We start from the raw sequence: 19,971 nt of genomic DNA, 5'->3' as shown, positions 1-19,971 counted from the left end.
GGAGGGCCCGGGTCACGCTGGGGCGGGGGCCGTCGAGTCGCGGATCACGAGGCTCGTCGCGAGCTCGACCCGGGTGACGTCGGGGCTGCGCTCCTCGAGGAGCTGGAGCAGGAGACGCGTCGCCTGCTCCGCCATCTCACGCAGCGGCTGCCGGATGGTCGTCAGGCGCGGGCTGGCGAGCTCGGCGACCGGAAGGTCGTCGAATCCGACGACCGAGAGCGCGTCCGGAACCCGCACGGCGCGCGCGGTCGCCGCGTGCAGCACCCCGAGGGCCTGGAGGTCGCTTCCCGCGAAGATCGCCGTCGGCGGTTCGGGAAGGCTCAGGAGCGCGATGGCATGACGTTCTCCGCTCCTGCGGTCGAAGTCCCCGAACCGTATCCAGTCCGGATCCACCGGGAGGCCCGCCGACATCATCGCCGACCGGTATCCGTCCAGCCGCGCGAGCGACGACATGAGGTCGCCCGGTCCGGTGATCGCCGCGATGCGGCGGTGCCCGAGCTCGATGAGGTGCCGGGTCGCCGCCACCCCGCCGGCCCAGTTGGCCGCCCCGACCGCGGGGATGCCGGGCGCCGGGTCGCCGGCGGGGTCGATGATGACGAACGGGATGCCTCGTGCCTTGAGCTTCTCGCGGCCCTCCGGTTCGATGCCCGCGAACAGCAGGATGATGCCCGTCGGACCTCGGCGCACGACGGAGTCGAGCCACTCGCCGCCGGGAGCGTGGCGGTCCCCGCTCACGGAGAGCGACACTGCCAGCCCCACGCGAGCCGCGGCCTCGCGGACGCCCTCGATGATCGCGAGCGCCCACTCCCCCTCGAGCTCGTGGAGCACGACCTCGATGTACTCGCGTCGCTGCCTGCTCTTGCGCCGCCGGTAGCCGCTCTTGCGCAGGTGATCCTCGACGAGCTCGCGCGTGGAGGACGAGACGTCGGCCGCCCCGTTGAGCACCTTCGAGATGGTCGTCATCGACACCCCGGTCTGAGCGGCGATCTCCTTCAGGGTCACCCGCTGGGTCCGCGCCATGTCGCCACGCCGGTTCAGTCGACCGTGAGGACCGTCCAGGAGCACGGCGGGAGGGTGACGGTGATCGCCCCCTCCGACAGCTCGACCGAGTCGTTCTCCCTCGGCGCCACCCGGTCGGGCTGCGCGAGGGTGTTCGCGGCGTGGATGTCGTCGTCGAAGATCGAGGTCGCCTTCGCGCTCTTCGCCGCGCCGAGGGCGCGCGCGTCGATCTGGAGGGTGACCTCATCGGTCAGACTTCGATTCACGGCGAAGACCGTCGTCCCGCCTTCGTCGGGATCGTGCGTCGCGACGGCGTCCACGATCGGCACAGCGCCGTACTGCTCGGTGTCGTAGGTGGGGCTGTCGAGCTTCAGCTCGAGCGCAACTCCCCGGGCGAGCTGCGACGTGAGCGAGAACGGGAAGAACGTCGTCTGCCGCCACGCCGGCCCGCCGGGCTCGGTCATGATCGGCGCGATGACGTTGACGAGCTGCGCGAGGCTCGCCGACGTGACTCGATCGGCGTGCCGGATGAGCGAGATGAGGAGGCTCCCGAAGACGACGGCGTCGAGCACCGTGTAGGAGTCCTCGAGCAGGCGGGGCGCGACCGGCCAGTCCGCGACATCGGTGATCTTGTCGACCTCGTTGTAGCGCGACTGGTACCAGACGTTCCACTCGTCGAACGAGATGTTGATCGTCTTGTCACTGTTGCGCACCGCTTTGACGTGGTCGGCCGTCGCGACGACCGCCTCGATGAAGCGGTCCATGTTGACGGCGGACGCCAGGAAGCTGCCGAAGTCGTCGCCCGACGGCTCGTAGTAGGCGTGGCACGAGATGAAGTCGACGTTGTCGTACGTCTCCTCGAGCACGACGCGCTCCCACTCGCCGAACGTCGGCATCTGCGCGCCGGAGCTGCCGCACACCACGAGCTCGAGATCGGGATCGATCTGCCGCATGGCGCGCGCGGTCTTCGAGGCGAGCTGCCCGTACTCCTGCGCCGTGCTGTGGCCGAGCTGCCACGGACCGTCCATCTCGTTGCCGAGGCACCACATGCGGATGCCGTGGGGCTCGGGATGCCCGTTCGCCACCCGCCTGTCGGACCACTCGGTCCCCGAGCGGTGGTTGGCGTACTCGAGGACGTCGAGGGCCTCGAGCACTCCGCGCGTCCCGAGGTTGACGGCGTACATCAGCTCGCTGTCCACCTTGCCGAGCCAGGTCGCGAACTCATCGAGTCCGATCTCGTTCGTCTCGGTCGAGTGCCATGCGAGGTCCAGACGCCGCGGACGCTGGTCTCGCGGTCCGACGCCGTCCTCCCAGCGGTATCCCGAGACGAAGTTGCCGCCCGGGTACCGGATGGTCGAGACGCCCAGCTCGCGCACGAGCTCGATGACGTCGGTGCGGAAGCCGTCCTCGTCGGCGCGGGTATGACCGGGCTCGTAGATCCCGTCGTAGACGCAGCGGCCGAGGTGCTCGACGAACGAGCCGAACAGGCGGCGGTTGATGGGCCCGACGGTGAAGTGCGGGTCGATGGTGAGGTGTGCTCGGATCATTCTTCTCTTCCGGTGAGCAGGGGGCCGAAGACGGGGCGGCGGCGGCCGCGGGTCACTTGAGGCTTCCGATGGCGAGCCCCCCGCGCCAGTACTTCTGGAGGGTGAGGAACGCGATGATGAGCGGGATCACCGAGACGAGCGAGCCGAGGACGATGATGCTCCACAGGCTCTGTCCGCCCGCCGCCCCGTAGGTCGACGCCGTGGACTGCCATAGGCCGATGCCCACGGTGACCGGGAAGAGCCGGTTGTCCGACAGCATCACGAGGGGCAGGAAGTAGTTGTTCCAGGACGCCACGATCGACAGGAGCAGCACCGTCACGATCGCCGGGCGCAGCAGCGGCAGCGCGACCACGAAGAACGATCGGAACTCCCCCGCGCCGTCGACGCGGGCGGCGTCGAGAAGCTCGTCGGGCACGGCATCCCGAGCGTAGACGTTCATGAGGTACACGCCGAACGGGTTCAGCAGCGTCGGGAAGATCACGGCCCAGATCGTGTTCGTCCAGCCCACCTGGGCGAACAGGACGAAGGTCGGGATGACGAGGGCCGTGGTCGGCACCATGACCGACCCGAGCAGGATCGCGAATGCGAAGCGCCGGCCGCCGAACCGGTACTTGGCGAAGCCGTAGCCGGCGAGGACGGCGAGGACGGTCGCACCGACGCCGCCGACGATCGCGTACAGGGCGGAGTTGGCCAGCCAGCGGGCGTAGATCCCTCCGCTGTACGTGAAGAGGTCGACGAGGTTGCCCAGGTAGTTGATGTCATCGGCGAACCAGAGCGAGCTGCCCCCGCCGAAGAGCCCTGCGGAGGTCTTGGAACTGTTGACGATCAGCCACCAGAACGGGATGAGGAAGTAGATCATCAGCAGCGCGAGCACGATGTTCAGCGGCACGCGACCGCGGGTGCGCGGAGCCGAGCGACGCTCGATGAGCTTGCGCGGCTGGGGACGGGTGTCTGTGAGCTCGACGGGGGTGGCGCTCATGAGAAGAAGCTCCCTCGCTTGCGGGTGGCGAACAGGAAGATGTACACGCAGACGAAGACGACCGCTCCGAGGGCGAACGAGATCGCAGAGCCGTAGTTGTAGTTCGCCAGCGAGAAGGCCTGCTGGTAGGCGTACATGTTGGGCGTGAAGTCGTCGGGTATCGCCCCGGCGGCGAGCTGCTGGAGGATCTTCGGCTCGTTGAAGAACTGCAGGGTGCCGATCAGCGCGAAGACGAGGATCAGCAGGAGCGCCGGCGCGACGAGCGGGATCTTGATCCGCAGGACGATCTGCCACTGGGATGCCCCGTCGATGCGCGCCGCCTCGTAGAGGGTGGGATCGATCCCCTGCAGCGCCGCGAACAGGATGATCATGTAATAGCCGGCCCACTGCCACGTGACGATGTTGAGGAGGCCGTAGAAGATCAGGCTGCTGCTCAGGAAATCAGGCGCCTGTCTCCCGAAACTTTCGAAGATCTCCGCAAGCGGCCCGAAGTTGTCGCTGTACAGGAACCCCCACATGAGGGCGCCGATCACGGTCGGGATCGCGTAGGGCATGAAGATCATGAGGCGCGAGAATCGGGCGAAGCGCGTGATGACGATGTCGAGGATCAGCGCGATCGCCAGTGATATCGCCATCTGCAGCGGGATGAGCACCAGCGAGAAGCGGATGACGAATCCGACGCCGTTGAGGAAGGACGGGTCGCTGAACGCTTTGACGTAGTTGCCGAAGAGGACGAAGCGCGTGCCCCCGATGAGGGACTTCTGGAACAGGCTCAGGTAGAGCGCGTACCCGATCGGCAGGACGAGGAGGGCCAGGAAGATGATCGCGAACGGCCCGACGAAGAGCCATCCGGTGAGGTTCTGACGTGCGGCGGTCGCCTTGCGGCGCTTGGTCGGCACCGCAGTCGTGGTGGAGGCGGTCATGATTTCTCCGAGTCTGTGAGGGATGCACGGGGGCCGGTCCGTGCTCGCGCGGACCGGCCCCCGAGCTCAGGTCACTGGGTGACGGTGAACCCCTGCTCTTCCGCGTAGGCCACGACGTCCTTCTGCAGGGCGTCGGCCGCCTCGGAGCCGGTCGCCTTTCCTTCGTTGATGGCGGCGATCTGCTTCGTCAGCGCGGAGTAGTAGTACTGGCCGATCGGCGTGTAGGTCATCCCCTTGTAGGCGTTGGCCGCCGGCACGTACACCTCCTTGTTGGCCTGCTGCCCGCCGAAGAACGGCACCTCGTAGTTCTGGAACTCGTCGGACTTCAGCACGTCCTGGTTCAGCGGGAAGATGATCTGGTTCTGCCAGCCGTCGTCCAGGGACTTCTGGTCGGCGTAGACCCCGAAGGCGACCTTCGCCGCGAGCTCCGGGTCCTTCGCCTGCTTCGTCACGGAGAAGGCTGAGCCGCCCCAGTTGATGGCGGTCGGGTTGGACGGGTCCCACTGCGGCATGGGGGCGGTGGCCCACACACCGGCGTCCGCACCCTCGCCGACGCCTGCGCCCTGCAGGTAGCCCGGCGCCCAGGCGGCCGAGAGGTAGGTCGCGTAGTCGCCGTTGATCACGCCCGCGATGTACTCGGGGGTGAACTGGTCCTCCGTGCCGACGAGGCCCTTCTCGACGAGACCGGCCCAGTAGTCGAGGACCTCCTTGATCTCATCGCTGTTGAGGTTGATGCCGATCTCGCCCTCCTTGGCGGGATCGTACGAGAACGGCTCGGCGCCGTTCTGGTACATGAGCGCCGTGACCTCGGCGGGCTGGTTCGCGGCGAAGCTCGCGAAGACCGGCCCCCCGGCATCCTTCACCTTCTGGGCGGCCGCCTCGAACTCCTCCCACGTCGTGGGCGGGGTGACGCCGAACTTCTCGAAGACGTCCTTGCGGTAGATCATGCCCATCGGGCCGCCGTCGATCGGCGCGCCGTAGACGCCGTCGCCCACCGACACGTCCTTCCAGGCACCCTCGCTGAAGTTGTCCTTGACGTCCTCGTAGCCGAGGTCCTTCAGGTCGACCAGCGCGTCCTGCACCTGGAAGGGGGCGATGCGGTCGGCCTCGACCATGACGACGTCGGGGGCGCCGCTGCCCGCCGAGACGGCGGTCTGGAACTTGTCGTACTCGTCGCCACCGGCGCCGGCGTTCGTCCAGCAGACCTGGACGTCGTCGTGCTCCTCGTTGAAGTTGTCGACGACGGCCTCGGAGTTGGGATACCAGGCCCAGAGCGTCACGAGCGGCGCATCGGGCTTCTTGATGGTGTTCGTGCAGTTCGCGTCTGCGTTGCCGCCGCCACCACCGGTGGATCCGCCGTCGTTCCCTCCGGCGGAGCACGCGGCCAGACCGCCGGCAAGGGCGAGGGTGGCCACCACAGCAAGGACAGGATTCGTCTTCACTGGAGATTCCTTTCGGTTTTGCTGGACTTCTTCGTCGGTGCGCGACCTGCTCCCCTCGGGGCGCGCGGGGGTCAGCGGCTCCGGTCGGGAGTTGGTCTACAACGTTGTAGAGCAACGTTGTAAGAACTTTGGCATTGAGGTTCCGCCGGTGTCAAGGGATCGTCGGAAATTCCTGCGGAGGCTCCGAAACTTGGGGCCTCAGTAGTCGACGGGCGCCTCGCCGAGTCGCTGGAGGAGGCTCGTCAGCTCCGCGTACGCTTCATCGCGATACGCGGCGAGCTCCCCCGCCCGCTCGGGAGGGGTGGCGAGGAATCCGCCCCCGGTCTTCATGCCCTTCTCCCCGCGCTCGACATGCTCTGTGAGGATTCCGGGTGCCGAGAACCGGTCGGGATATGCGCCATGAAGGGACTGGTAGCAGAACTCGTAGACGTCGAGCCCTGCGATGTCGGCGATCGCGAACGGGCCGAAGAACGGCAGCCGGAATCCGAAGGTGGTGCGGGCGATGAGGTCTATCGCCTCCGGCGTCGCGACGCCCTCCTCGACGAGCCGGGCGGCCTCGCCGAAGAGGGCGTACTGCAGTCTGTTGAGCACGAAGCCCGTCACGTCGGCGATCGGAACTCCGACCTTGCCGCACTCGCGGAGGAGCTCCACGACGCGGGTCGCGGCATCCGGTCTCGTCCCCGCATGCGGGATCACCTCGACGCCCGGGATGAACGGTGCGGGATTGCTGAAGTGCACTCCCAGGAAGCGCTCCGGCCCGCCGACCGCCTCGGCCAGCGTGCCGATCGAGATCGTCGACGTGTTGCTGCCGATGAGGGCGTCCGGTCGGCAGGCGTCGCTGATCCGGGCGAGCGTCTGGTGCTTGATCTCGACCACCTCGGGCACCGCCTCCTCGACGAAGTCGACGTCGGCGACGGCGTCCTCGATCGACGGAGCCGCGGCCACGCGATCCGCGATCCGCTCCGCCGCGTCCGGCGGGAAGATGCCGCGAGCGGCGTGGGCCCGCGCTTCGCCGATGATGCGCTCGCGATTCCCCGAGGCGAGCTCGGCGCTGACATCGGCGAGAACGACGTCCCTTCCGGCCAGGGCGAGCACCTGGGCGATCCCGCCGCCCATGTAGCCCGAGCCGACGACAGCGGTCTTGGCGATCATCGTGGATCCTCCTCGTATCGATCGATCAGCTCGACCTTGGCGGCCGATGCGGAGCCGGGGTCGAACGTGTGCGCCAGCCACTCGTCGACGAGCTTCTTGGCGAGCTCGAGGCCGATGACACGCGCTCCCAGCGTGAGCACCTGCGCGTTGTTGCTCTTGACTGATCGCTCGACCGAGTAGCTGTCATGCGCTGTGACGGCACGGATGCCTCGGACCTTGTTCGCCGCGATGGCGACGCCGAGACCCGTTCCGCAGATGAGGAGGGCCCGGTCCGCCTCACCGCGCGAAACGATCGTCGCCGCCTTCACGGCCACGCGCGGATACGGCGTGGGGTCGTCGCTGCCGACGCCCACGTCGATGACCTCGGTCACCCGCGGATCGGCGGCGAGGAGATCGCGCAGCACCTCTTTATAGGCGAAGCCCGCGTCATCGGCTCCCACCACGATGGTCAAACCCATCGCTCACTCCCCCTCTTCGCCGGCCGCGACGGCCCTCGCGATGTCGTCGGCGATGATCCAGAACGAGATCGCCCCCGGGTCGGGGTGCCCGATGCTCCGCTCGGCGAGCGGGCGCGCGCGGCCACGACGAGGCGTCATGCCGGAGGTCGCTTCCGCGCCCCGGCGCGCCGCCTCCGCAGCAGCGGTGAGCGCCGACGTCAGGTCGTCGCCCGCGGAGAGCGCCGATGCGAGCACCTCCTCGAAGGGGATCATCGCGTCGAGCATGGTCCTTTCGCCACGGCTCGCGCCGCCCACCGCCGCGATGCGAGCGCGCGCGGCCGCCACGGCGCCGGCCACGTCTGCCGGCTCGTACCTCTCGCGCGACCCCAGCGACGAGCCGAGTTCTGCCAGCGCCGCGCCCCAGAGGGCACCCGAGGTGCCGCCGGCCATGTCCGACCACGCGTCGCCCGCCGCCTGCAGCAGCTCGCGCACGCCCGTCTCGGGTGCGGTGGCATCGGCGGCCTCCACCGCGGCGGTGAGGCCGCGAAGCATCCCGATCCCGTGGTCCCCGTCTCCGGCGATCGCGTCCAGGTCGCCGAGTCGGCCTTCCTGCCCGGCGACCGCCTCGCGCGCGCTGCGCAGCATCCTGCGCGCGACCCCGGCCGCTTCGCGCGACGCGGGGGTCGCGGGCGCCGCCGCGGCCGCCGGCGCGGCGGGTGGCGCGGCGGGCTCGGCGACCGGTCCTTCACCGGATCGGGGCTCGGTTCGTTCGGCCCGCGCGACCGAGCGGTTGCGGAAGCCCGGCGCACTCGCTGGTGCCGACCACAGCTCTTCGAGCTCGTCGTCGAGCCACATGACCGTCAGCGAGACGCCCGCCATGTCGAGGCTCGTGACGAATTCGCCGCACTGGGGCTCGACGATCTCGACGCCCTGCTCCTCCAGGTGCTGGGCGACGAAGCCGAACAGCACCGAGAGCTCCTCGTATCTGACCGATCCGAGGCCGTTGAGGATCACGACCGCGCGGGCGCCGTCGTCGGGGCGCTCGGCGAGCAGCGGCTCGCACAGGGTGACGGCGAGCTCGGGCGCCGACTGCAGGGGGACGTCCCGGATGCCCGGCTCCCCGTGGATGCCGAGGCCGATCGACATCTGACCCTCCGGCACCTCGAACAGCGGATGGTCCGCGCCCGGAAGCGTGCAGCCTCCGAAGGCGATGCCGTGACTCCGCGTGCGGCTGTTGGCGAGGATGGCGAGGCGCTCCACCTCGTCGAGCGAATCGCCGCGGTCGGCCGCCGCTCCCGCGATGTGGAAGACGCAGAGGATCCCCGCGATCCCCCGTCGCTCGTCGGCCGCCTCCGGCGGCGCGCTGGCCACATCGTCCGTGATGAGCACGGTGCGCGCGTCGACGCCTTCCTCACGCAGGCGCCGCTCCGCCTCCCCGAAGTGGATGACGTCACCGGCATAGCGGCCGTAGGTGAAGAGGATGCCGCCGCCCGCGCCCGCCGCGCGCGCAACGCGCAGCGCCTGGGCGGTCGAGGGTGACGTGAAGATGTTGCCGCACACCGCGCCGGCTGCGAGGCCCGGCCCCACCAAACCGGCGAAGGCGGGGTAGTGGCCGGAGCCGCCGCCGATGAGTACCGCCACCCGCCCCGGCGCGAGCGGCTGCGCGCGCACGACGCCTCCCTCGACCAGGGCCACCTCGTCGCGGTGCGCCCGGGAGAAGCCGCGCAGGGCATCCGCGACGAACGAGTCGGGGTGCGCGAAGATCCGGGTCATCGCGCGCCCCCGCCGGCGTGCGACTGTCGGACGCGGCTGCGTCCCACGACGTAGTCGCGACGCGGAAGCACTCGCCGGCGGAGATAGTCCCGGTTCGTCGCGCTCACGCTGAGACCGTCGCCGCCGTAGTGCTCGACGCAGATGACGCCCTGGAATCCGTTGCGCACGGCGATCTTCACCGCCTCGCGGTAGTCGATCACGCCCAGCTCGAGCGATGTCGGAACGGTCGAATAGAGGCCGGCCGAGGCATCCTCATCCCGCGCATAGTTCTTGACGTGCCAGAAGTTGGCGTACGGCATCGTGGCCTCGGCGATCGCCCGCCAGTGCTCGACCGGCTCGTGCAGGCGGATGAGGTTGCCGATGTCGGGGTTGAGTCCCACGACGTCGAGACCGATCTCTTCGACGAGGCGCACGGACGACTCCGCGGTGCCGAGGAAGGTGTGCTCGTAGAGCTCGAGGGACAGGAGCAGTCCCGCCTCGCCGGCATGTCGGCCGAGCTCCTGCAGGCGCCGGACCGCGAGCTTCCACGCGTCGGCGTCGCCGAAGGGATCGCGGTGGCCTTCGACCGTCCAGAACCACAGCTGCTCGCGCTGCTCCGGCGTGAGCGCGCGGTGCAGGCCGACCGAGACGACGGGGATGCCGACGGACGCGGCGTAGTCGATGGTCCGGTGCGCGTAAGCGAGGTGCTCGTCGCCGTGGCGCTCGTCGATGACGCTGCGCCGGATGGCCGAGAGCGACGCGGCGGTCAGGCCCGCCGACTCGAGGCAGTCCTGGAGGGCGCCCGCCTGCTCGGGGTCCAGGTCGCCGTAGCGCACCCAGGAGTCGGTGAGGTCGACGTGCGTGAAGCCTGCGTCGGCGACCTCCGTCAGATCGGCGAGCCACCGCTCGGCGGCGTCCGCGGCGTCCGGCCCCGGATGAGCATCCCCGAGGGGGAGCATCGCCCCGGCGATCGGCCAATCGTCAGCTGTCAGCATGTCCGTCCTCCGCGACTCGCACACGGGCACGATACCGTAAAATACAACGTTGCACTTTTGCTTTGGGAGGGCTTCCGGAGGCGGATGGAGGCCGGCGATCGAGACGACGCGGACGCAGTAGAGTACAGAAATCCAAGGGCAGGCGGGAGCACCGATGGGACCGACGATGCACGATGTCGCGCGAGTCGCCGGCGTCTCGATCAAAACGGTGTCCAACGTCATCAACGACTACCCGCACGTGCGGCCGGGCACGAGGGATCGCGTCAACGAGGCGATCGTCCAGCTCGACTACCGCCCGAACCTTTCCGCCCGCGGTCTGCGCTCGGGCCGCACGGGCGTCATCGGCCTCGCCGTGCCGTCCCTCCGCGAGAACTACTTCGCCGAGCTCGCCGACGCCGTCATCCGGGCCGCCGAGAAGCGCGGCCTCGGCGTCATGGTCGAGCAGACGAGCGGACAGCGGGATGCCGAGCTGCGCGCCGTGTCGACGAGCCGCCCGCGCTTTCTCGACGGACTGCTCTTCAGCCCGGTGAGCCTCGGCCAGGACGACGCGGCCGCGCTCACGGTGGACGGGCCGCTCGTGCTCCTCGGGGAGCGCATCTTCGACGGACCCACCGACCACGTCACGATGCACAACATGTCGTCGGCGCAGGCCGCCGTGGAGCACCTGCTCGAGATCGGGCGCCGGAGGATCGCGCTCATCGGCGCCGACCTGCGGGGCGGTGACGAGCCGAACTCGGCCAACCTGCGCCTGCGCGGCTACCTCCGCGCGCTGGAGGCGGCCGGCATCGACCTCGACCCGACGCTCGTCCGCCCGACGGCGATGTCGCAGTGGAACCGGGCGGGCGGCGCGGCGGCGACGCACCTCATGATCCAGGAGCGCGTCGACTTCGACGCCGTCTTCGCCCTCAACGACACGCTCGGCCTCGGTGTGCTGCGCGCGCTGCGCGAAGAGGGGCTCCGCGTGCCCGACGACGCCGCGGTCATCGGCTTCGACAACATCGACGAGAGCAAGTACTCGGTGCCGTCCATGTCGACGGTGGACACCGGCCGCGACGAGATCGCCGCGATCGCGGTCGACCGCCTGATCGAGCGCATCAACGAGAAGGGCGAGCGCCGGCCGCCCGAGACCTTCAAGCCGGCGTTCCGCATCGTCCGCCGCGAGTCGACCGGCTTCGCGAGCACCGACGACGCCGACTAGGCGCCACGCGGCAGGCGAGGGCGGCCCCGTCGCGGCGCGCTCGGGGGCGGGAGACATCCGCCTCCGCGAGAGCTGGGTCGTCGTCCGGTCAGGCGCGCTCCGCCGGCGGCGCGGACGACGACCGCACGATCAGCTCCGGACGCACGCGCTGCCGAGGCTCGACCGGCTGCCGGTCGAGGGCGTCGAAGACGGCGCGCAGCGCGGCCGTACCCACGGCGCCGAAGTCCTGCCGGACGGTTGTCAGGGGCGGCAGCAGGTGCCGGGACTCCGGCGCATCGTCGTATCCGACCACCGCGATGTGTTCGGGCACCCGCAGGCCCCGCGTCGACAGGCCGTGCAGAAGCCCGAGAGCCATCTGGTCGTTCGAGGCGAAGATCGCCGAGACGCTTTCGACGAGCGGATGCCGCGCCCCCACGTCGTAGCCGAAGTCGGACGTCCAGTCGCCGACGACCATGTGCGGGGCCAGCCCACGAGCATCCATCTCCCGGCGCCACGAGCGTTCGCGGGCCTTCGCATCGATCCAGTCGAGCGGTCCGGCCAGGTGCAGGAGCGAGCGGTGGCCGAGCCCGGTCAGGTGCTCCGCGACGAGCGCGGCGCCGTAGCCCTGATCGACGGCGACGGTGATCAGCGACGGGTCGCCTTCGACATCTCCGATCACGATGGTCGGAACGTCCAGTGGCGCGGAGATCACCGCGGCCAGCGACGACATCCGCGGGGCGATCATGCACACCGCGTCCACCCCGTGGCCGGCCAGGTCGGCGAACCCCTCCCGTGCGCTCCCCTCTTCGCCGCTCATCGAGAACGTCGCGACGGTGTAGCCGGTCTCCCGGGCCGCCCGCTCGATCGCGAGCAGGGTGTTCTTCGGCCCGTAGTGGTCCGCGGCATCCACCATCACGCCGATGCTTCTCGAGTGCCGACTCGCCAGAGCCCGCGCCACGGAACTGGGCTGGTAGCCGAGTTCTGCGATGACCCGCTTGACGTGCTGACGCGTCGATTCCCTGATGTTCGGCTGATCGTTGATGACCCGGGAGACGGTCATGTGCGAGACGCCGGCGCGCAGCGCGACGTCGTAGATGCTGGGTCGACCGCGTGATGAGACGGCGTCGCGGGCCATGGAGTTCCAATCGGTCGGGTCGACGGGGCCGGCAACGTCGACTCGTCGACGCGCGAGCCGATGATACTTTACAACGTCGTAAATTCCTCCTTTACAACGTCGTAAACCGTGGCTAGCCTGGCGACGTCGAGCGACCTCGGGGCGCTCCACGGCTATTCAAGGAGGAACAGTGATGAGAGCTCTGCAACCCAAGACGAGGCGCCACGAGGACGGAGGCGGTGGGCGTGCCCGCCGCATGAAAGCCGTCGCGGCACTGAGTCTCGCTGCCGCGATGATCCTGAGCACGGCGCCGCTCGCCGCTCAGGCGGACGATGTCGATCTGACGCCGGGACCCACGGTCACCGCCGACCCGAACTCGCCCACGGGATACACGGGACACTTCGTCTACTACAACCCCACGGCGACGAGCGTCCGCTTCGTAGCCGACATCAGGCTGAGGAACTGGGCCGACCAGACGGACCCGACGATCTATCAGCCGTCGCAGTACAAGCCGGGCCTCATGCGGGGTGGCGGCGGGTACGACGTCGAGATGACCAACGCAGGCAACGGCTACTGGGTCACCGACGTGCCGCTCGCAGCCGGCGCGAACCAGTACTGGTTCTACGTCGACAACAACACCAACCTATGGGTCGCCGACCCGGCGAACTCGCCGATCTTCGCGCCCGACGGGCTGACCGGCACGGCTCGCCGCGCCTTCAACAAGGTCTTCGTGCCCTACGACGACGCCAAGCAGAACTTCGCACCTCTCGCTGCTCGGCAGATCGAGCTCCCGCGCGCCGACTCGCCCAAGGGCACGTGGAGCTACGTCGAGATCCCGGGTCTGGCGCCGCTGAACGGCATCCCGCGCACGATGGGCGTCTACCTCCCGCCGAACTACGACCCGAACCGGGCCGAGCCGTACAAGACGATCTACATGCAGCACGGCGGCGGCCAGGACCAGTCCGACTGGATGAACATGGGTGACGTCCCCGTCATCATGGACAACCTCATCCAGGACGGCACGACGGAGCCGGCGGTCGTCATCACGACGAACACGAACTACCTCGGCGCCGCCAACCAGGGGTACCCCAACCTCCGCAACGTCGTGATCCCGTTCGTCGAGTCGAACTACAACGTCTCGACCGACGCGATCGACCGCGCCTTCGCGGGTCTGTCGGCAGGCAGCTTCGTGACGCAGAACCTGATCAACTTCGACGCCGACGAGTTCGGGTACTACGGACCGTGGAGCGGCGGTGTGAGCGTCCGCGCCACGACGCCGAACCTCGCGGCGCCCTACATCCTCTTCGGCGGCGGGCGCTGGGACTTCGGTCTTCCGAACGCGAATGCGGTCGCCGCGCTCGACGATGCGGGCTTCATCGAGAACGTCGTCGTGGCGGGTGCGCACGACTTCAACACGTGGAACCAGATGTTCACGACGTTCGCGCGTGACTACCTGTGGCACCCCGAGGCCTTCATCAAGGACGAGGTCGACACGCTGAAGACGTCGGTCGCGGCCGCGGGTCTGAACAAGGGCAACACGAACGCGCTCACGGTCAAGCTCGACCAGGCCCTGAAGCTCGTCACGAAGGATGACACCGCGGGTGCCCTCGAGGTGCTCAACGGCTTCCTCACCCAGGTCGCCGAGTTCCAGACCGCCGGCAAGCTGACCGCCGCCCAGGCGGCCGACCTGACGACGATCGGCCAGAAGCTCACGTTCAACCTGAGCTACTGGCAGCAGTAAGCAACCCCATAGGTGCGGGCTGTCGGCGGATCTCGCCGGCAGCCCGCATTCTTCTGCGGCACGCGGCCTCCCCCGGCCGTGAGCGCGCAAGAGCGGCCCGGGGCGAAGTGCCCCGGGCCGCTCTGTTCCACTCAGCCGCAGGAGCGCGCGGCGTACGGTGCGTCCACGGTCACCGAGATCGGCTTCCCGTCGACCGTCGCCGAGACCTCCGCCGACACCGAACCCGCCGGCACCGACACCTGACGCGACGTGAACGCCTGCGCCGTGCTCGAGCCCGGCGCGAGCGCCGCGATCGACTTGGCACCGAACGACGACGACAGCGACACCGCGACCGGCACCACCTCACCGTTCGTCGCCTGCACCGTCACGACCGTCTTCCCCGCCACGCAGCGCGTCCCCGCCACCACCGACACATCCAGCGACGGCGCCGCGGGAGCCGCGGTGAACGAGTACGAGTCGAGCTCGAAGAGGTCGCCGCTCGGGCCGGAGTACGTGAAGAACACGTCCTTCGTGCCGGTCGCACCCTCGAGCGGAGCCGTGATCTCCGTCCACTGCCCGGCAGTCCCGGTGACCGGGAGCGTTCCGAGCACCGCACCGGTCTCACTGCCCGAGCGCACCTGGATGGAGCCGCCCGCCTGTGCCGGCTTGACCTTCACCGTGACGGACGAGGCCCCGGTGTCGCCGAAGGCGACGGCCGACAGCGCCGTCCAGTCGCCGTTGTCGACGTCGGTCACCGCGAGGTTCGGGGCCGTCGCACCGAACTCGCCGCTCGGGCCGGCGATCTTCGCCGTCGCGATGCCCTTGCTCCACCCGAGGGTCTCGGCCTCGAACACGCGGTACGGATCGAAGCTGCGGACCTGGTCGACACCCTTGTAGGTGCCGACGACCTGCTTCGCGGTCCCGTCCGCGTTGAACGTCAGCTCCTCGATGTGAGGGCTTCGGTAACCCTGCGTCGTGTTGCCGTTGATCCGCTTGTTGAGGGTCGGCGCGTGGTACGTGAAGTAGTACTTGCCCTCGTACTCGAACACCGACTGGTGGTTGTTGCCGCCGGTGCCGGCGCCGAAGAACTGCGACTGGTTCGGGAACAGCACGCCGGCGTAGGCCTCCTTCGGCCACGACATCGGGTTGTCCGACATCATGTAGCCGATCTGCCCGCCGCCCGGGTACCCCGGAAGCGGCGTCTGGTTGCCGCCGAAGTCCGAGCCGCCGAAGTGCGACGAGTACGACAGGTAGTACTTGCCGTTCCGCTTGAACACCTGGGATGCCTCGAACGCGACGGGGGCGTCGACGACGGCCGCCGTGCCCTTCGTCGAGATCATGTCGTCGCCCAGCTCGATCACGCGGATGTTCTTCGGGTTGTTGAACCGCTCCGCCGCGGGGAAGCTCGTCGAAGCCGGGCCGCCGCCGAAGTAGAGGTAGCTCCGGCCGTCGTCGTCCACGAGGGGCGCCGGGTCGAAGAGCCAGTTCACGCCTTGCGCACCGGGGGTGCTGCTGTTGATGAGCGTGCTCGTCCGCTCGCTCGTCCAGGGTCCGAGCGGGCTGTCACCGGTGATGACGTTGCTCGAGCCGCCGCCGTTGGCGTAGTAGAGGAAGTACTTGTCCTTCCCGTTCACCGTCTTCTTCGCCATGCCGGGGGCCCACGAGTTGTTCGTGAACGGCGCGACGCCGGTGGCACCGGCGACCTGGATCTCACCGTGGTCGACCCAGTTCACGAGGTCGGTCGACGAGATGAGGGTGACCTGGTTGATCTTGCCGTAGTCGATGGACGGCGAGATGCCCGTGAGGGGGTTGGGTGCGTAGCCCTGCGTGTCGTTCGTCATGTACATGTACACGCGTCCGTTGTCGACGAACCCGAACCCGTCGGCTCCGAACTTGTGGCCGATGAGGGGGTTGTGCTCGCCCGGCAGCTTGCCGACGACCTCGATGGTCTTCGAGGGCGGCGGAGGCGGCGGCGTTCCGACCAGCGACACGTCGTCCACCGTGAAGTCCATGAGGTGGGTGTCGGGGGCGGCCGTAGCGGTCGCCGAGTCCACCCACGGCGTCTCGATGAAGATGCGCGTCGTCGCCGTGCTCTGCGTCGCGGGGATCGTGAAGGTGCTGTTGATGTAGCCCCACTGCCCGCGCTGGGGCGTCACGGAGCCGAGGTTCGTGTAGGTCCCCCCGCCGTAGTGCATCGTGACGAAGAACTGCTTCGTCGCGGGGCTGTTGGGGTTGTCGTACTTCACCCGCGCCTTCACCGTGTAGGTGCTGCCCGCCTGCAGCTTGCCCGACAGGTCCTGCATCGGCCCCGACCCCGTGGTCTTGCGGGCGGAGGCCCGCAGGGCGCTGGCGCCGGCGTAGGCGTCGGTGGTCAGGGCCAGAGTCGCGCCGTCGGCGGCGTTGCCGTTGTTCGCGAACCACCCCGTGGTCCCGTTCTCGAACCCGCCGTTGGTGATCAGCTCCTCATCGGCAGCCGATGCCGGGCCGGCCATGGCCAGTCCTGCGACGAGCAGCAAGCCTGCCGTCGCCATCGCGGCGAACCGATGCCCGGTCCGCCTGTCCAGTCTCATTTTCAACAGATATCCTCCTTGTTCTGCGATTTCCTGCAGTCCCAGGCCGGGTGTCTTCTGCCGGCCCCCGGCCTGGGGGCCTTGATCCGCTGCGAAATGGATGCCGCGTCCGCGGTCCTCCGAAGCGAAGCGCTGCTCGCCGACGCCTTGTTCGTCGCGAGAGGGTGCCTGCGCCGTTCTCCGATGTGCGGTGGCCCGGGACGGCGCAGTGCCCCGGGCCACCAGCTCTTTCAGCCGCAGGACCGCGCGGCGTACGGTGCGTCCACGGTCACCGAGATCGGCTTCCCGTCGACCGTCGCCGAGACCTCCGCCGACACCGAACCCGCCGGCACCGACACCTGACGCGACGTGAACGCCTGCGCCGTGCTCGTGCCCGGAGCGAGCGCCGCGATCGACTTGGCACCGAACGACGACGACAGCGACACCGCGACCGGCACCGCCTCACCGTTCGTCGCCTGCACCGTCACGACCGTCTTCCCCGCCACGCAGCGCGTCCCCGCCACCACCGACACATCCAGCGACGGCTCGGCGGATTTCACGACGCCGAGCTTCGCCAGCTGCAGGCTCAATGCGCGCTCCGGCGCGTCGATCTGGTTCTGCGTGCCCAGCTGTCCGGCGCGGGCCGCCTGCGCGGCAGCGAGCAGCTCGCGCATCTCGGCCCACTCGTTCGCGGGGTAATCGCCTTCGCGGAGCGTTCCCGCGTAGGCGATCGCCGCGTCGAGGTCGCTCGTGTCGAGAGGCACGTTCTGCGAGGTCAGCGTGTCGCTCAGGAGGTAGTGGTCGAAGTCCACATGGCCGCCGGCCTCGAGAGTCGCGTAGTCGAAGAGCCCGATGCGGTGCCCCATGAAATGCGTGAGCGTGCCGTCGAGCGTCTGCGGACCGACCCGGCTGCCGAGCTGCGTCCACGTCACGCCGTCGAGGCTGTAATAGAAGGTCGTCCAGAGCTGCCCGACGGGAGAAGCGAAGTCGAGGTCGGCCTTGAGGTGCACCTCGGTGGCCGTGCCCAGGGCCGCCGTCGTACCGGGCAGGAAGCTCTCGACCGCTGCCTGGTCGATCGCCGCGGTGAAGGGCTGGACGCGGTTGACCACCCCGACGGTGTTCACGCCGTTGACGCGCTTCACGGCCACGTACGAGAAGCCCCGGTTGTAGGCGGCCAGGCCCGCGACATCCCCGTTCTTCATGCCCGAGATGTCGAGTTTCGTCTCAGCCGACTGCCGCGGACCGAACGTGCGCTGCGAGAGGGTGTTTCGCGCCTCCTCGAGATAGGTCGCCTCGTCGTCGTTCGCCAGCTTGTAGTGCCTGTACCCGCCGGTGACGACCTTTCCGGTGGTCAGCCGCAGCCAGCCGTCGCGATCGGTGAGCGACCAGTAGCGGTTGTCGGGTGCGTGGTTCCACTCCCACGGCAGCGCGAGCCGAGAGCCGTTCGGCGCGATCTCGTCCGCGTTCGGCAGCTCGGTCGTGAGCGGGCGCCCCTTGAGGGAGACGTCGTCGACCTTGAAGTCCATGAGATGCGTGTCGGGCGCGGCCTGGGCGTTCGCGTTGCTCGTCCACGGCGTCTCGATGAAGATCCGCATCGACGCCAGGCTCTGGGATGCCGGAACCGTGAAGCTCCCCGAGAGCGTCGCCCACTGCCCGCGGGTCGCGGTCACGCTGGCGAGGTTCGTGAAAGTGCTGCCGTAGCGAGCGGTCACGAAGAACTGCTTCGTCGCGGGGCTGTTCGGGTTCTCGTACTTGATCTTCGCCGAGATGTCGTACGTGACGTTGTGCTGCACCTTGCCGGACACGTCCTGTGCCGGGCCGGAGCCCGTCGTCTGACGAGCGGTCACCTGCAGCGAACCGCTGCCGGTCGCGGCATCCGTCGACGGAGCGACCGTCGCCGTGTCGTTCACCGTCCACCCGGTCGCGCCGTTCTCGAAGCCGGGATTCGCGAGGAGCTCGACCCCGAGGAGGGACTGGTCGACATCGGGGGCCGCCGGGATCGTCCAGTTCTCGTGCATGTAGGCGCGATCGGGTGCATCGTTCTGGAAGTCGTCCGAGACGACGATGCTCTTCTGCCGCTCGTACAGCGCCTCCTCGGGCGACAGCGCGATCGGCTTGGTGAAGGAGCCGTTGACCGGGACCGATCCGTTGTTGCCGAAGGTGGGCCACCCGTTCGACCAGGTGGCCGGGATGAGCGCCGGGACGCGTCCGATCGGGAAGGTGTCGCGGAAGAACATGCCCCACCAGTCCGTGCCGCCGCCCTCGCGGGCGACGGGGACGAGGCTGCCCTGTGCGAACCCGTTGGAATTGAGCACGCCCTTCGCCTCGTACGAGTTGCTCCCGTCCGCCGTCGAGTAGCGGCCGAGGAGGGAGTCCGACCGGAAGAGGGCCACCTGCCGGCCCTGACCGGAGGGCCACGTGATGATGACGATGTAGTACTTTCCGTCGATGTACTGCACCTGCGCGCCCTCGAAGAGCCCGCCGATGAAGGAGGCGCCGGGATAGTCCGAGGTGCGCAGGATCTGCGGGTACTCGGCCACGACGGTCTTGAGATCGCTCGACAGCTTGACGGCGCTCGTGGACCCCGAGCCGTAGAAGATGTACGGCGTGCCATCGGTGTCGAAGAAGAGCGACGGATCGTGGAAGGCGCGCCCCAGGGCGATGCGCTCCCATGAGCCGTTGTCGATGTCATCCGTGACGTAGAGGTACGAGCCGCCGAGGTTGTTGGTGTTGAACGCGACGTACCACTTGCCGTCGTGGTGCCGGATCGACGAGGCCCACTGGCCCTCACCGTAGGAGGTCTGCCCGTTGCGCAGCGAGAAGGCGTCTCCGATGTTCGCGCGATCGAAGACGTAGTTGACGATCTCCCAGTTGACGAGGTCGTAGGACTTCATGATCGGGGCACCGGGACTCAGGTGCATCGTGGTGCTGATCATGTAGTAGATGTCGCGGCCCTCGTCGTTCTCAGCCGCGGGCACGCGCTCCACCGAGACGTCCGGAACGTCGGCGTTGAGCAGCGGCACCGTGTACGTGCCGTCGCCCTTGTCGGTCGAGGTATAGCCCGAGTCCGGGTTCCACGGATCCGCGGCCGCGTTCGCCGACGTGGGGGCGATGAGAAGCGCGGCGGTCACGAGTGCGGCGCTGAGTGCACCGATGCCGCGGAGCGGTCGTGGGGAGCGTCCGGA

Annotated in this window: 14 protein-coding genes; 2 read left to right on the top strand and 12 right to left on the bottom strand. The window is 68.8% G+C overall.

What is annotated here, in order from left to right:
• Positions 1-12 precede the first annotated feature (12 nt).
• The 9 genes from G5T42_RS08450 to G5T42_RS08410 form a co-directional block, all read right to left on the bottom strand.
• Entirely contained in the window at positions 13-1,020 is a 1,008-nt protein-coding gene (locus tag G5T42_RS08450) for a LacI family DNA-binding transcriptional regulator (RefSeq protein ID WP_165127643.1), read from the bottom strand.
• Between the two features lie 14 nt (positions 1,021-1,034).
• On the bottom strand, positions 1,035-2,546 hold the full coding sequence (locus tag G5T42_RS08445; RefSeq protein WP_165127641.1) for an alpha-N-arabinofuranosidase: 1,512 nt from the start codon (positions 2,544-2,546) through the stop codon (positions 1,035-1,037).
• Between the two features lie 52 nt (positions 2,547-2,598).
• On the bottom strand, positions 2,599-3,525 hold the full coding sequence (locus tag G5T42_RS08440) for a carbohydrate ABC transporter permease (protein ID WP_165127639.1): 927 nt from the start codon (positions 3,523-3,525) through the stop codon (positions 2,599-2,601).
• Positions 3,522-4,448, bottom strand: coding sequence for a sugar ABC transporter permease (locus G5T42_RS08435; protein WP_165127637.1), 927 nt, complete (start codon positions 4,446-4,448; stop codon positions 3,522-3,524). Before G5T42_RS08435 ends, G5T42_RS08440 begins: the two co-directional genes overlap by 4 nt.
• Before the next feature lie 71 nt (positions 4,449-4,519).
• Positions 4,520-5,890 (bottom strand): extracellular solute-binding protein, encoded by a 1,371-nt coding sequence (locus G5T42_RS08430; protein WP_165127635.1) that lies wholly within the window; start codon positions 5,888-5,890, stop codon positions 4,520-4,522.
• A 198-nt stretch (positions 5,891-6,088) separates the two neighbouring features.
• A complete protein-coding gene (locus G5T42_RS08425; protein ID WP_165127633.1) occupies positions 6,089-7,042 on the bottom strand; it encodes a 3-hydroxyacyl-CoA dehydrogenase family protein in 954 nt (317 codons plus the stop codon).
• Entirely contained in the window at positions 7,039-7,500 is a 462-nt protein-coding gene (locus tag G5T42_RS08420) for a ribose-5-phosphate isomerase (RefSeq protein ID WP_165127631.1), read from the bottom strand. The genes G5T42_RS08425 and G5T42_RS08420 overlap by 4 nt, the downstream gene beginning before the upstream one ends.
• Positions 7,501-7,503: 3 nt before the next feature.
• Positions 7,504-9,252 (bottom strand): dihydroxyacetone kinase family protein, encoded by a 1,749-nt coding sequence (locus tag G5T42_RS08415; protein WP_165127629.1) that lies wholly within the window; start codon positions 9,250-9,252, stop codon positions 7,504-7,506.
• Entirely contained in the window at positions 9,249-10,226 is a 978-nt protein-coding gene (locus tag G5T42_RS08410) for a sugar phosphate isomerase/epimerase family protein (protein WP_165127627.1), read from the bottom strand. Before G5T42_RS08410 ends, G5T42_RS08415 begins: the two co-directional genes overlap by 4 nt.
• 154 nt (positions 10,227-10,380) lie before the next feature.
• Here G5T42_RS08410 and G5T42_RS08405 point away from each other — a divergent pair, with 154 nt between their 5' ends.
• On the top strand, positions 10,381-11,424 hold the full coding sequence (locus tag G5T42_RS08405; protein ID WP_165127625.1) for a LacI family DNA-binding transcriptional regulator: 1,044 nt from the start codon (positions 10,381-10,383) through the stop codon (positions 11,422-11,424).
• A gap of 88 nt (positions 11,425-11,512) precedes the next feature.
• On the opposite strand, the gene G5T42_RS08400 is transcribed toward G5T42_RS08405, so the two are convergent.
• A complete protein-coding gene (locus G5T42_RS08400) occupies positions 11,513-12,688 on the bottom strand; it encodes a LacI family DNA-binding transcriptional regulator (protein WP_241246021.1) in 1,176 nt (391 codons plus the stop codon).
• 22 nt (positions 12,689-12,710) lie between these two features.
• Between G5T42_RS08400 and G5T42_RS08395 the strand changes: the two genes are divergently transcribed.
• Complete coding sequence (locus tag G5T42_RS08395) at positions 12,711-14,258, top strand: alpha/beta hydrolase-fold protein (protein ID WP_206535738.1); 1,548 nt, start codon at positions 12,711-12,713, stop codon at positions 14,256-14,258.
• A 131-nt stretch (positions 14,259-14,389) separates the two neighbouring features.
• On the opposite strand, the gene G5T42_RS08390 is transcribed toward G5T42_RS08395, so the two are convergent.
• Positions 14,390-16,807 carry a family 43 glycosylhydrolase gene (locus tag G5T42_RS08390; protein ID WP_165127623.1) on the bottom strand — a complete coding sequence of 806 codons (2,418 nt, stop codon included), beginning with the start codon at positions 16,805-16,807 and terminating at the stop codon, positions 14,390-14,392.
• Positions 16,808-17,037: 230 nt separating this feature from the next.
• The gene (locus tag G5T42_RS08385; protein WP_241246020.1) at positions 17,038-19,917 is read right to left on the bottom strand and encodes a family 43 glycosylhydrolase; all 2,880 of its coding nucleotides are present in this window, start codon (positions 19,915-19,917) and stop codon (positions 17,038-17,040) included.
• Between the last annotated feature and the right edge of the window lie 54 nt (positions 19,918-19,971).

The sequence above is a fragment of the Microbacterium sp. 4R-513 genome (assembly GCF_011046485.1).
Lineage (GTDB): Bacteria > Actinomycetota > Actinomycetes > Actinomycetales > Microbacteriaceae > Microbacterium.
This window is presented reverse-complemented; position numbering and strand designations above follow the sequence as displayed.

What these genes read in the sequence shown, in the direction of transcription:
- G5T42_RS08425 (WP_165127633.1), bottom strand. Translation starts at nt 7,042, where the DNA reads ATGATCGCCAAGACCGCTGTCGTCGGCTCGGGCTACATGGGCGGCGGG.
- G5T42_RS08450 (WP_165127643.1), bottom strand. Translation starts at nt 1,020, where the DNA reads ATGGCGCGGACCCAGCGGGTGACCCTGAAGGAGATCGCCGCTCAGACC.
- G5T42_RS08440 (WP_165127639.1), bottom strand. Translation starts at nt 3,525, where the DNA reads ATGAGCGCCACCCCCGTCGAGCTCACAGACACCCGTCCCCAGCCGCGC.
- G5T42_RS08410 (WP_165127627.1), bottom strand. Translation starts at nt 10,226, where the DNA reads ATGCTGACAGCTGACGATTGGCCGATCGCCGGGGCGATGCTCCCCCTC.
- G5T42_RS08395 (WP_206535738.1), top strand. Translation starts at nt 12,711, where the DNA reads ATGAGAGCTCTGCAACCCAAGACGAGGCGCCACGAGGACGGAGGCGGT.
- G5T42_RS08405 (WP_165127625.1), top strand. Translation starts at nt 10,381, where the DNA reads ATGGGACCGACGATGCACGATGTCGCGCGAGTCGCCGGCGTCTCGATC.
- G5T42_RS08420 (WP_165127631.1), bottom strand. Translation starts at nt 7,500, where the DNA reads ATGGGTTTGACCATCGTGGTGGGAGCCGATGACGCGGGCTTCGCCTAT.
- G5T42_RS08435 (WP_165127637.1), bottom strand. Translation starts at nt 4,448, where the DNA reads ATGACCGCCTCCACCACGACTGCGGTGCCGACCAAGCGCCGCAAGGCG.
- G5T42_RS08415 (WP_165127629.1), bottom strand. Translation starts at nt 9,252, where the DNA reads ATGACCCGGATCTTCGCGCACCCCGACTCGTTCGTCGCGGATGCCCTG.
- G5T42_RS08445 (WP_165127641.1), bottom strand. Translation starts at nt 2,546, where the DNA reads ATGATCCGAGCACACCTCACCATCGACCCGCACTTCACCGTCGGGCCC.
- G5T42_RS08390 (WP_165127623.1), bottom strand. Translation starts at nt 16,807, where the DNA reads ATGAGACTGGACAGGCGGACCGGGCATCGGTTCGCCGCGATGGCGACG.